At 41.8% G+C, this 13,816-nt stretch carries 9 protein-coding genes; 2 read left to right on the top strand and 7 right to left on the bottom strand.

Annotated elements, in window-relative coordinates:
* Nucleotides 1-104: 104 nt before the first annotated feature.
* The 3 genes from AB6D06_RS13405 to AB6D06_RS13415 all read right to left on the bottom strand — a co-directional run bounded on the left by AB6D06_RS13405 (nt 105) and on the right by AB6D06_RS13415 (nt 4,930).
* The gene (locus AB6D06_RS13405; RefSeq protein ID WP_017059189.1) at nt 105-1,025 is read right to left on the bottom strand and encodes a LysR family transcriptional regulator; all 921 of its coding nucleotides are present in this window, start codon (nt 1,023-1,025) and stop codon (nt 105-107) included.
* A 229-nt stretch (nt 1,026-1,254) separates the two neighbouring features.
* Entirely contained in the window at nt 1,255-3,444 is a 2,190-nt protein-coding gene (locus AB6D06_RS13410) for an immunoglobulin-like domain-containing protein (protein WP_372110476.1), read from the bottom strand.
* A gap of 487 nt (nt 3,445-3,931) precedes the next feature.
* On the bottom strand, nt 3,932-4,930 hold the full coding sequence (locus AB6D06_RS13415; protein ID WP_102321015.1) for an acetyltransferase: 999 nt from the start codon (nt 4,928-4,930) through the stop codon (nt 3,932-3,934).
* A gap of 414 nt (nt 4,931-5,344) precedes the next feature.
* Here AB6D06_RS13415 and AB6D06_RS13420 point away from each other — a divergent pair, with 414 nt between their 5' ends.
* Nucleotides 5,345-6,103, top strand: a complete 759-nt coding sequence (locus tag AB6D06_RS13420; RefSeq protein WP_083190198.1) for an FCD domain-containing protein — start codon at nt 5,345-5,347, stop codon at nt 6,101-6,103.
* A gap of 37 nt (nt 6,104-6,140) precedes the next feature.
* Here AB6D06_RS13420 and AB6D06_RS13425 read toward each other — a convergent pair whose 3' ends face one another.
* The 4 genes from AB6D06_RS13425 to AB6D06_RS13440 all read right to left on the bottom strand — a co-directional run bounded on the left by AB6D06_RS13425 (nt 6,141) and on the right by AB6D06_RS13440 (nt 12,138).
* Nucleotides 6,141-8,420 carry a heparinase II/III family protein gene (locus AB6D06_RS13425; RefSeq protein WP_102428733.1) on the bottom strand — a complete coding sequence of 760 codons (2,280 nt, stop codon included), beginning with the start codon at nt 8,418-8,420 and terminating at the stop codon, nt 6,141-6,143.
* Between the two features lie 11 nt (nt 8,421-8,431).
* Nucleotides 8,432-8,974, bottom strand: a complete 543-nt coding sequence (locus AB6D06_RS13430; protein WP_065101257.1) for an acyltransferase — start codon at nt 8,972-8,974, stop codon at nt 8,432-8,434.
* A 142-nt stretch (nt 8,975-9,116) separates the two neighbouring features.
* Nucleotides 9,117-10,298 carry a mannonate dehydratase gene (uxuA, locus tag AB6D06_RS13435; protein ID WP_065583620.1) on the bottom strand — a complete coding sequence of 394 codons (1,182 nt, stop codon included), beginning with the start codon at nt 10,296-10,298 and terminating at the stop codon, nt 9,117-9,119.
* A 67-nt stretch (nt 10,299-10,365) separates the two neighbouring features.
* Complete coding sequence (locus AB6D06_RS13440) at nt 10,366-12,138, bottom strand: sodium:solute symporter family transporter (protein WP_065583619.1); 1,773 nt, start codon at nt 12,136-12,138, stop codon at nt 10,366-10,368.
* A 223-nt stretch (nt 12,139-12,361) separates the two neighbouring features.
* On the opposite strand from AB6D06_RS13440, the gene AB6D06_RS13445 reads away from it, so the two are divergent.
* Complete coding sequence (locus tag AB6D06_RS13445) at nt 12,362-13,816, top strand: mannitol dehydrogenase family protein (protein ID WP_372058411.1); 1,455 nt, start codon at nt 12,362-12,364, stop codon at nt 13,814-13,816.

Consider the following 13,816-nt stretch of genomic DNA (forward strand, 5'->3'; position numbering starts at 1 on the left):
TTTCATACCAAAAATCGATTCTCGTTATTCACCATTCAAATAATGAAAGAGATCTATATCCAACTCGATAGGTATTCGTAATTTTCATTCACCCTGCAGATGGATTATGTATAAAGCTCTTTGAATATATTGCGAACCCAGCGACACATCGGGTCGTTATGAAAGCGCTTATGCCAGTATAAGTAGACGTCTTCTGATGGGTGGCGCAACGCTTTAGGCACGCGTTTACAAACAAGATCTCTTTGCGTAGCGGCTTGTTGAGCAAAAGGTGTCGGTAAATGAAAGATGATGTCGGTTGCTTCTGCCATATCCGGCGCGACGTTAAAATTGGAAAGCTGAATTGGAATGGACAGCTGGCGCTGCTTATCAATCAAGCCAAGATCTTTAAATCGACTTTCGATCGAGAGCTTCTTATCCCCTTGCAGTGAGATTTGACCAAGTTGGCTATTCAACAAGTCATCAACCGTGATCTCTTTGTCCGCCAAAGGATGTTTTTTACTCATCAGCAAACGGTAATCGCGGCTAATCACGAACATTCGATACAAATTTTGCTCTGAACTTAACGGCTCGTGGGTCGACAACACAAAGTGCGCATCACCGGATAACAGAGGCTCAAAGTGTCGTTTAGGAATCGAGTCGATATCAACAGTCATGTTTGGCGCTTGTTGACGTATCTCCGCAACTACCTTGGGCAGCAAGTGCGCGACATTAGGCACTAAACCAAAGAAGCGAACCGTACTGTCACTGCTTTGCGGCTCGAATACATCGCCATGTACCAGCTTTTCTAAACGTGTCAGTACCGAATTGAGATCTTGCTTAATGGCTTCTGCTTTTGGCGTTAACTCATAGCCATAAGCCGCTCGCACCAATAGATCATCATTGAAAACGGTACGCAGTTTTTGCAGAGATCGGCTCACCGTAGGTTGGCTCATATCCAGCGCCAATGCCGTGTTGGAAACGTGCTTCTCTTCAAGAAGGTGTTTAAGAATAACGAGTAGATTGAGGTCGACTTGAGCAAGATTCATTATGCAAATATTAACAATATATAAAATTCAATGTGCGCATAGTGCTATTTCTTAACATGTAATACAATTGATAATCACTCCTATTTTGATCTAGAGCAATATGCAGAGCAGAGTTTAAGGTTAAGTGGGTTTTAAAGCTCTAAGTCAGAACTGTTTAAACATAAAAAAGAGAGGCACAATGGCCTCTCTTTGATCGTCTACTTTATATTGCTAGCGTTGAGCTATCAGACTACAGCTTTGTCCAAGCATCTTGCCAGTATTGGCTATCTGCTGGAGCGTAAGACGCGCTTGCACACCATGCCGTGTATGGCCAAGGCTTACATTCGTACAAGCCATTATCGCTGCCGACCACAATGTCACCCGCTGCGTAGTTTGTGCCCGCTTCATATGGAGGGTAATCACCTGGAGGAGGTGTTGTTCCGCCACCGTCTTTAACAGCGAACGAATCGTTTACCATCACCATTTCACCGTCAGATGCTTTACCGACTACTTCAAGTGCATATTGCCCTTCCGCTACATCGTATAAGTCGATGGTAATAGCACGGCTGTCCGTTACGTTAACCTTAGTTTGCTCAACCACAGTACCTGCATTGTTGATCACCATAGCGGTAACATCTAATGCTTCATTTGATGTCAGTGTCAGATCTAAACGCACGTTGCCGTTATCTGGCGCATATTGTGATTGAAGTCCTGAAACCGAAAGCTCTAAGTCATCGCCCGGATCTGGGTTACCACCACATGAAGAGTCTGAAACTTTTCTCCAAACACCCCATTCACCTGTTGTTCCCGGCTCTTCGCCACGAGTATACCAACCTGCAACCCACGTTGCTCCGTCATGCGAAACTTGGTCACCTTCCACATAAACTGTGTTTGAATCCCATGGAGCAGCACAGTTAGAACCATCAGTTACTGACACTTTACGGTCAGCAGTTACGGTTTGGTTCGCGCTATCTGTTACGCTGTATACAAGTGTGTAGTTGCCGATTTCATTCACATCGACACTGCCAGTGTGTGTGATGGTGCTTGTTAGGTCACCATCTTCAGCATCATTTGCACTAACATCCGCCATCGGATCAAATGCGTTACCTAACATGACAGTAGTATCAGACACGCCATCGAATACAGGTTTTTGGCTGTAAACTTCTACCGTTCTTGCTTTGGTTGTTTCATTGTTATCGCTATCTTTAACACGGTAAGTCAGTACATAAGTGCCGATAACCGCCGTTTCGACGTATCCTTCAACATCGATTGATGACGTTAGATCGCCGTCTTCTTTGTCTGTTGCCGTTACGCCATCCATAGGATCAAACGTTGTTCCGTGAAGAACACGCGTATTTTCGACACCTTTAAGAACAGGCTCACCCTCTACTGGTGGTGGCGTTACTTGACCGTGTACAAACGGGCCGTAGTCTTTAATAAACTGCTCGTTGTATTGTTGGCCGTTTTTGTTGGTGCCCATGTCCCAGTTAATAGACCAAGTCATTACACCACGTAGCGGTTGGCCTTGCGCCGTTAGGCTATCAAATGCGTCGTATAAATCTTGTGGCTCTTGCACAAAACCTGTCGCTGCAGCATCGATACTTGAAGGAATACCAAACACGAGCTTGTCATGTGGGATTTTGTGGAAGCCACGCGTTCCGTTGATAAGCGAATCAGAAATGTAGTAGATGAATTCTTCTTTTAACGCATCGTTGTTTTGAGCAATCCAACCCACGCCTTCAACCCAGATACCATCGCCACCTTGGTTGTAAAATTGTGGGTTAATCCAGTCGTAGTAGCCTTCTAGATTATCGATATAAGGAACGTACTTACCGCCTGTCGTTAGGTACGGGAACTCAGGCGCCATTGTAATAAGGAAGTTTTTACCTTCTGCGCGGTAGTGATCTTTCACTAGCTTAAGTGCATCCGGAATCACGGTTTGGTTGTTTGCGGCGGTTACGGCTGCTTGTTCAAGGTCAATATCTAGGCCATCGAAACCGTAACGCTCAGTTAGACGGATAATCTCATCAGCAAAGGCTCTTTCATCACCGGTTTCTAGCTCTACGTGTGCATCCGCACCACCTAAAGCCAACAGCACAGAGCGACCTTGCTTGTTGAGTTCCGAGATTTGGTCAATAAATTGTTCTTCTGAAAGCCCAATGGTTGGGTCCAGTTTAAAAGTTGGGATTCGACCATCAGCCACATCGTAGACCTTCATGAATGACACATTCACGATGTTGTACATTGGGTTCACTTCATCCAGCGTCACACATGGCGCATTACCACCTTGGTAGCCGCCACCGTCACACCAGTTATGCCAATAGCCAACCACCACGCCAGAGTCTGGATTCGTCATATCTGAACCATTCGCATAAACAGCGCCAGACATTGCCGCCATGCCGAGCGATACTGCTAATTGTAGAGCTTTACGTTTCAACATTAGTCCCACTTCCTTACTTAACAGCTGTGCCAATCACAACCGAACCAATTCATTGTAATCATGAATATTTATAGAAAAGTAATGGAATTTATAGGAAAAGATGACCTTTGATTTAACTTGTGATTTTAAGTCACAGATTGAATATCAGAATCAATATGATTTTGACTTTTCATTCAAATTGAAATGCTAAAAACTGTTATTTTCGGCTGAATGCATTGACCATATAAATATTTAATCAACCTTAATTCACTAAGATAATTAACCAAAAATATAAAAAATCACCGATAGGAAAAAATAAACTTTAAATCGGCAAAAATCATCCCAAATACGCCGTAATTACTGACCTAAGACCAGATACCATTGCGAGTGATATCACTAAAACAGCCTGGATATAGCCATCATACATGTGCTAGCAATACACACGTATAACGGAATATAGGAGCAAGAATTTGTAGGATTTTGAATGTATACGTCGGGATTTTTTCAGTTAACCGTCAGTGCCAGATGAATAATATGCATCCAATAGTGAAATAAAATTCACCTTATCAAGTTCATTAAGTTGATTAATTCCAGCCGCTGCTTTTCTTCCTCCGCCAGTCGCAAAACTTGAGCAAATTTCGTCTGCACCCGTTCTGTTTGATAATGGTGCTCGTAAGCTCACCGTGTAAGACTCGCCGTCTTGGTTTTTCGTTAATACTGCTTGCGCTCGGTTTGGATCTTGATTAACGATTTCATTACCAAATACGCCACTGATGCGCCTTGCCCACGTCTCACCTGGCAGTTCAAACACACGTGCGACTTCACTTTCATAAACAGGAGCAAGGTTTGATAACTGCTGGCGATCATTTTGATAAGCATCTCGTAGTCGATAAAACACAGAGTCTTTATCATCCAAAAGATCAAACGGATTCGGGTATTGATAAAGGGTTTTGTAGAGCTCAGCTGGCGTGAAATGCAAATCACTCAGTGACGAACCGTAACCGTTGTAGTTAACCAAGGTACCTAGCTCTTCTAGAAACTCTTTTTGAGATTGAGCGAATCCATTTTCATCCGCTAGCCGCGCCGCCACCGTTTTTAGATTGTCGCCAAAGGCAGCTGCGATTGCCCAAGCCACATGCGCACCATTCAGCTTCTGGTTAATCAGCAAGCTCGTGCAGCTCTCTGGCGCGGTATCAATCAGAGTATCTAAATGACTAGAAGTTGGGACATCCCCTGTTCGGTGGTGATCGCAATAAAATACATTGATGTTTGCGTCTAGCAGTGAGTGCAGTGCAGGCAGGTTTTTCTCCATCGATACATCTAAAACGGTAACGGAAGAAACATCACCTTGCTTACCCGGCTCCATAGTTTGAGTAACAACTTGAGAGACCAACTTAATATCACGCTTAACACCAGTAATGAGCACGCTCTCTCTTGGCTCACTTAATCGCAGCTGTAACAACGCGATTATGCCATCTGCGTCTCCGTTGAATACGTCGTAGTGCATGTTGTTCCTTTTACTCTCAATCAGATTAGGCTTGAAGTTTATATCTGTATTTTTACAAGCACCGTTGTTTATTATCAATATCAACTTGTTAGGTGATATAACTCTATTGAACATAGCGGTTATTCACGGCTTGTGCTATTGATCAAAAACTCAAGATTATACGAAATACGCTTAATCTCACTTCAAAACTATGAGCGCGTTCCTTGTATGGCTTTTGAAAGTTTAATATCGAAGTTGATAACCTTTTGTTCATGTACATAAAAGTGACCACAACGAACCGTTACGCTTTGATACAATGAGAGTTGGATTAGTTAGGTTTTTACTCGAATTGACATTTATAAGCGTTTACAATGACTTTCGAGTTAGCGAAAACTTTCAATTCAAACCACAGATCCAAAGGTACACTGCATTTCCATGATCAACTTCGAACCCAAACGCCCTTATCAAACCCTCGGTCTTATCTTGAGAAAAGAACTATCTGATGGTCTTTACCCGATTGGAAGTCGTTTACCGCCCGAGCGAGATATTGCTGAGCGTCTATCCGTGAGCAGAGCTGTGGTTAGAGAAGCAATCATCATGCTGGAACTTGAGGGACTCGTTGAAGTAAAGAAAGGCTCGGGAGTGTACATCGTTAACTTACCGACTACATCAACAGTGGCACAAAATGAAGATGTAGGTCCTTTTGAAATGCTTCAAGCAAGACAGTTATTGGAAAGCAGTATTGCTGAGTTTGCTGCAACACAAGCAACCCCTGCTGATATCGAAAAAATGCGTGAAGCTCTAGAAATTGAGCGCCGCGAAATTGAAAACAATGTCCAAAATCCGGTTGGTGACAGAATGTTCCATCAGTGTATTGCCGAAGCGACACAGAATTCTGTGCTGGTCGATATTCTAAAGGAATCGTGGGAACGTCGTGAGTCTAGCCCTATGTGGAAGATACTGCATACACATATCGAGATCCAAGACTATAGGAAAGAGTGGCTAGATGATCATGCTGCTATTTTGCTAGCAATGAGACGCAAGAACCCAATCGAAGCCAAGCAAGCGATGTGGCAACATCTAGAACATGTGAAGATTAGGCTTTTAGAGCTTTCTGATTTTACCGACCCTAATTTTGATGGTTATCTGTTTAACTCCATTCCCGCTATCGCGACATCAAAAGACAATCTTTAGAAAATAGGTGACATAAAATACTTATGTCACCTGATTTTTACGGAGTGATCTCCTCACCAGTTTCTACATTGAGCTTAAAAGACTGGCCCGCATGGGCAAGTATCAAAGTATTTTCGTCAGTTAACACGTAATCTATTGGTTGTTTTAAGCAACTCATAACCACTTGATGTTGCTGCTGTTCTTCTATGAACCATTCTAGATGTTTAATATCTTTCTGAGCGTCAGATTCAACATTCCCTTTGAAACCATCACCGTCATCAATTTCACTTGTTAACTTAACTACACAAGAAGGATCACTCATCATTCCAAGATAATAAGTTTCTTGTTCATGGTACAAATCAACACTCCCCCCCTTAATAACAACTTCGAGCGGGGTATGGGCTCGCCATTGCATCGATTTGGGTTCAGATAGCCTAATGTTGTCGACAATAACGACCCCGTTATCTGCAACTTGTATTATTGTTCGCACAAACGACTCACAACTCTCATAAGCATTCGCGAGATCTAGAACGACACATTGAAACTCATTGCTATCAATTCGAGTGATTACTGTTGCTTGAGCTGTTGCGCAATCTATCTTCTGACCTTCAGTCGCGTTGGTAACGCTATCGTCTAAATTGACACCACCAAATAAGGGTAAATTATGCGCCTGCGTAGTTCGAGTCCATAAACTATGATGTTTGCTACCAAACCTATAGCCATAACTGCCACTCGGAGTAAGAACATTAACGCCATCATCGACTAGTGCAACATTCCCTTGATCAGCATGGCGATGAGAACTATTACCAAACTTACTTGCTCGGTAGTACACCGACATTTTACTATGGGCAGTTTTACCTAACCCTGCGTATGAATAGTAAATGTTGTTCGACGCAGGGCTCACACACAGAGCAGTCTCGTCAGAAACAAACGCCTCATTTGAAGTCATTAACGTATTAGAAACGGTTGAATGTTGATCCGATTTTTCAAATTGTAACTGCGGATACGTCGGTACTATATCTAATAAATGGAGCTTGTAAGTCTCAATATTGGACTCTAACTTCTTGGACTCTAATATCGACTTCGTACAACCATACCGTGGTGCATATATTCTGAGTGGATTTTGCGCAAAGAAACCAGGCCACTCTTTACCTTCTCTCTTGCACCAGAAGCCATCACCAAAGGGATGAATTCGATCGTTATTCGCCACAAAGTCCAAAGCAAACTTAACGTAATTCTTATAAAACGGGTGATTATAGAAAGAAAAGCCACTTAAACGCTCAACCGACAAGAAAAACGGATGGTGCCACTTGGTATAGGAAGAAGAATAAAAAGGCCCCTCAACCCAACTGCCATCTTTTCCGCCATAGAAAGGCAACACACCTCGGTAAATCATTAAGGCGTAATTAAGCCAACGTTCACAAGTTTTAAGTTCAAACTCTTTGTGTAACACAAGGGCAGCAACGCCTAAGTAAGCAGGCAAACGCGATGTATGTGAATGTCCCGGGTACTGTTTAAACTTATCTTGCTCTAAGCGCTCTTCCATTTGATAGGCATATCGAATTAAGAGCGGCCTGACGAATGAACACTCGTCGGTCGTCAGCAATGGAGACAACCAATGATAGGCAAGATACAAATTTCGCGTCATTGACAGGCCAATTTCATCTCCCCACGTACAAGGCCTTAACAGTGACGCCGGGCCTTCAGGGCTCCACTCGGATAAGCGCAATAAAATTTGGCATGCCTTATGTCCTGCCACCTCATCACCCCACACCTTATATAGTAATGTTAGTGCGATAAGATCGCGATCAATCCAACGTCTTACGTTAGCGATAGCTGTACGCTTCCCTTCTTCATTACCACGGCGATAATGATTAGAATATAAAATGTCATCTATATCAGTTAGTTCAACACTATTGCGTAACTTGTCTCTTGCACTTAATGAAGCATTGCTGACTGCGTCAATATCTTCATCGAGATACATCATAAACTGGTCTTTATTAGTACACAGTGAGAATAGTGACATAGCGTCCGGTGCCAAGTAGTTTTCTGACTCCGTCGTGATTTCAAAAACAATCCAATCAGATTTTGCTAGAGTATTGAGGCAAGTCACTCTCCAGCGATAGCTACCTTGAGGTAACTGAAATGTCGGTTGTAAAGGAGACTGCACCGATTTCCAATCCCATTTTTGCTCACCGTCTTTGTCTTCAAGTTCGATGTTATATGCAGAACCATACTCTCCTTGAGGCCAATTGAAACTTGGGGGATTGACTGAGGAAATTTCGTTACAAGGCGACAAAAAAATTTGGAAATCATGCGTTCTTTCTAGTTGTAGCATGTGTTACTCCTCTATTTCGACCAATGATATTGCCCTGTCTCTGCATCAATATGACCAATTTGCTTCGCTGGGGTCCCTGCAAAAATCGAATATGGGGGCACATCGGATGTCACTACCGAATTAGCACAAATCAATGAACATTTACCGATGCTCACTCCTGGAGTGACAACAACACCAGATGTCAACCAAACACCCTTTGCGATTGTGACCTTTCCGCTTTCCAAATCACTACGACCACTAAAGCTCTCTGAAGTCGGGTCAAATAAATGATTAGACGCAACGACAGAAACATGTGGCCCTACCAAAACGTCTTCACCAACCTCCACATCACCATTAATGTAGCTGTATAGGCCTATATAACTTCGTGTTCCGATTTGGTTTTCACCAATGCGAACGATAGCTCCTGGAGCAACTCGAACATTATTGTTGGTGAAGCCTAAGATTTGAGCTCTCGACTCGTCATCATGTTTATTATTACTTTGTGTTGTATATAGGGTGAATTTTCTAAATTCCTCATCCGAAAGTTCACCGCCAAATTTTTGTTGAACCGACATATCATCACCTATAAATAAAGGGAAGTAACAGTAACGACTTCCCTTATTGATTATCAATATTTTCACTGACACTAAATAAGCTAATCCGATAATATCCCTGGGTTAGCTTAATTTAAAAACCCAATATCGAATTGAAAACACATTAATTAAAATGAGACCGAGTCAATGCATACTCGACACCACGAATCTCAGCTAAGCCTTTTAAACGGCCTATGCAAGAATACCCTGGGTTTGTTTTTTTATTTAAGTCGTCAATAATTTGGTGACCATGATCAGGCCGCATTGGAATTAAATCACTTTGTCCATTATTAGTACGACGATTTTCTTCTTTAAGAAGTGCAAATATCACTTCATACATATCAACATCACCATTGAGATGAGCTGCTTCATGGAAGTTGCCGGGTTCTTCTTCGCGCTTTGTTGAACGCAGATGCGTGAAATAAATTCGATCACCAAAAGTTTCAATCATCTTCACAAGATCGTTATCGTCTCGCACGCCATAAGACCCGGTACACATAGTAATACCGTTCATTTTGCTCGGTACACGATGCGTCAAGAATTCGATATCTTCAATCGTAGATACCACTCGCGGTAAACCAAGAATTGGGCGTGGTGGATCATCAGGGTGAATGGCCAACTTCACGCCGTACTCTTCACACACTGGGGTAATTTCGTTTAGGAAGTAAACTAAATTTTCACGTAACTTATTGCCGTCAATGTGTTGGTACTGATCCAGTTGCTCTCTAAACTGCTGAAGAGTATAGCCTTCTTCCGCACCTGGTAGACCAGCGATAATATTCGATGTTAGCTGTGCAATTTTGTCATCAGGCATGTTAGAAAAACGAGTTCGAGCAAGTGCAATGTCTTCTTTTGAATACTCTTCATGTGCACCTTCTCGTTCTAGTATGCATAGCTCAAAAACAGCAAAGTCAATATGGTCAAACCTTAATGCTTTTGAGCCATCTGGGAGTACATACTCTAAATCTGTTCTCGTCCAATCAAGAACTGGCATAAAGTTATAGCAAACTGTATCAACTCCGCATTCAGATAAATTGATAATAGATTGCTTATAGTGCTCTATCCATTGAATGAAATTTCCAGTTTGAGTCTTGATCTCTTCATGAACAGGGATACTTTCGACAACTTCCCATGTAAGTGAATTTTCTTCTATTAACTTTTTACGTTTTAGTATTTCTTCTTTAGACCATATTTCACCATTCTTAATATGATGTAATGCCGTTACGATTCCTGTTGCCCCAGCCTGACGAATATCATTAAGCGTTACAATATCATTTGGACCATACCATCGCCAAGTTTGCTTCATAAGTTATTACCTATTATTAATTTTTTTGATGAAGCCTTATTAAGGCTTCGTCTGATATTTTATTTAATTAGACAGTGTAAGCTTTTAGTTTTACATCATTTAACTTACCAGCTCGTAGTAATAACCAAGATATAAACCCGACAATCGCTGCCATTAATACAAATAACATTCTTCCCCACATAGGGTTTGGTATCAGCGTTAATAGGAGAAGCGCTGCACTTGTCGCCAATAACACTCGACCAAGTAAAATGTACTGTTGTCTATCAGCTTCGAAGCTTTGAGGCGAATCTTCTACAATTACTGGAGTTTCTGCATTACTAAAGAACTCTGCGATTTCTTCAGCACGCTTACCTGTTGGCTCTTTATAGAAAAGTTGAGTCAGCAAGAAGAAACCACCTGTGATAATAATGTGCCCTGTTACGCCCATGGTTATCGATTTCATTTCAGCGAATTCACGACTAGACAATGGTTCAGATAAATTAAACAGGCTTTCGATCATTGGTGCATTTGTTGAAGCAATAACGGCTGAAACACAAGCGCCTACGGCAATGGTTGCCCAACATGACCAATCTGGAGTCTTCTTGATAAAGAAACAAAGCAGTGACGGAATAAGCACAGGGAACGCGACAAGCGTACTCACCATCATAAGTGCATCAAATAGACCAAAATCTTGCAGTTTGCTCATGAACAAGCCACAAACAATAATCAACAAGCCGAATACCACGGTAGAAACTTTACTTGCAAACAAGATCGATTTATCTGATTTGTCTTTTGCCATGTAAGGTTCATAAACGTTTTTAATGAATATGCCGGCATTTCTATTTAATGCAGAGTCCATTGACGACATGGTTGCAGCAAACATAGCTGACATCATCAAGCCAACCATCCCAACGGGCATCTCGTTACGAACGAAGACAAAATAAGTGGCATTAGAAATATCTTTGCCTAGAACATCGAGGCCCCATGTAGACATATCTGGGTAATTTCCGCTTACATACCAAGCAGGAAGGAACCAAATGAAAGGTCCAAACGCCATTAGACAACACGCTAGGATTGCAGCTTTACGTGCATTATTAGTATCTTTTGCTGCAATATAGCGGTAAGAATCAATCATATTGTTTGTACTGAAGAACTGTTTGATGAAAATACAGATAAACCAGCCAACAAATAAGTAGGTATAGCTATACCCTTCTCCAACAAACCCTTGATCAGGCAAACCCGCTTCTAGGATTGGTGCTACACCACCAGATTTGTATATCGCTACGATTGTCGCTATGAAGGTAACAACAGTAATGATGATCATCTGTATAAAGTCTGATGCAACTACAGCCCAACTTCCGCCGACCAGAGACATAAGAAGTACAACCATACCCGCAGCAACTATCGTTGTTTCAATTGGGATATTAAATACCGCACTTGCAAAGATCGCTAATGCATTCAGCCATAGCGCAGCCTGAAGTACACTCGACGGTACCGTCGCCCACGTTACAACTTGCTCGCTAACAGGACCAAAACGTTTGCGAATGCCTTGGATTGGACTGATAACTCGCATCTGTCGAGCTCTTGCAGCAAAGAATAAGTAGTTACAAAAGTAACCAAGAGCATTCGCAAAAAAGATAACAGAGATGGATAAGCCAACATCAAGAGCTTTTCCCATTACGCCAGTAAACGTCATAGCACTCAGTGCTTGAAGAAATGCTGTGGACCCAACCATCCACCACAACATTTTGCCTCCCCCCCTAAAGTAATCACTTGTCGATGACGTTGCTGATCGAAACATCCAACCTACTCCGAGGAGGAAAACGAAGTAGCCTATAACTATAAGTATATCGATATTCATAATGATCCCTAACCGTGATATTTAAAAACTAAACACCTTTCGCTTTCTTTTATATCGCCCCTAGATATTGGCTGTCAAAATTGGTCTACCAATTGGTTGACACTTCTCACAAAAAAATAAATCTCTGATGATATGCCGTTTAAATAATACAAATGAATGTTACTCTCTAATGGTAATTTTTATAGCCGTCTGATTTTAAAAATTGGAGTGAGAGTGCGGAAGTATGAATAAAAATGTTTTAAATCAATACTTAAAAGAAGAACAGAGAATTGTTCACATTGGCTTAGGGGCTTTTCATCGAGCTCATCAAGCTTTATATACAAGCGAATTGTTAGACAATAAAAAGTCTAACTGGACGATCTGTTCCATTAACTTATTTGGTTCACAATCGCTTATTCAGCAGTTAAGAGAGCAAGGTCATTGCTACACTGTTTTGGAGAGAGGTGCGACAAGCGAACAAATAAAAATATCAAAGGCAATCACTCAATCCTTACATCCAGATCTAGACGGTCAGTCGACTATCATCGAAAAAATTGCGAATCCAAACGTTCGTATAGTCTCAATGACTATCACAGAAAAAGGCTATTGCATTGAACCAAGTACTGGCTCTCTTGATGTTAACAATCGTCTCATCCAGCTCGATCTCGACTCACCTTCTCGTCCAGTGTCCGCCATCGGTTATATCGTTGAAGGTTTAAGACTCAGAAAAGAAAGGAATATTAACGCGTTCACCGTATTGTCTTGCGACAATATTCAAAACAATGGAGAAGTAGCGAAGTCGGCTATTCTTAGTTTTGCAAAATTGGTCGACTTGGAGTTGTATTCTTGGATAGAGGCTAATGTCACATTCCCAAACACTATGGTAGACCGTATTGTTCCAGCGGCGAGTAAAGAAAGCTTATCTTATATAGAAACAGCTATCGGCTACTCGGATCCATGTGCCATCGCTTGTGAACCTTTTCGACAATGGGTAATAGAAGATAAGTTTGTAATTGGTCGACCAAATTGGGATGAAGTGGGCGCGCAATTTGTCGATGATGTCATACCTTTTGAAGAGATGAAGCTACGCATGCTAAATGGTAGTCACTCACTTCTTGCGTACTTGGGATACTTGAGTGGTTATAAGTATGTGTCAGAAGCGATTTCAGACCCATATTTTAAGAAGGTGATTCTAGACTTCATGATGAATGAGCAAACGCCTTCATTGTCGTTACCAAAGGAAACTGACATTGCAGCTTACGCAGATTCGCTGATTGAACGTTTCTCTAACCCAAATTTAAAACACCTTACCTCTCAGATAGCAATGGACGGAAGTCAGAAATTACCACCACGATTTTGTGAATCTCTCAAATATAACCGTGAAAATGCTGTTCAAACAACTTGGTTAGAGTTGGGCATTGCAGGGTGGATGGCTTATGTGATTGGCATGGATGACAACGGCGATGCTATCGAGGTTCATGATCCAATGGCTGGCGTGTTCAAGCAAATCAAACAAGAAAGTAAAACGCCTCGTGAAGCTGTCATTTCTTTATTAAGCATTGATGGTATTTTTGAATCTAGCCTTCTTGCAGATGCCGAATTCGTAAATAAGATAGTCGACCTTTTCGAATGTATTCAAGAGGTTGGTGCAATGCAAACTTTACATAACTTAACAAAAACACTGAACTTAAAGGGCTAG

The sequence above is a fragment of the Vibrio sp. 10N.239.311.G01 genome (assembly GCF_041465805.1).
Taxonomy (GTDB): domain Bacteria; phylum Pseudomonadota; class Gammaproteobacteria; order Enterobacterales; family Vibrionaceae; genus Vibrio; species Vibrio crassostreae_C.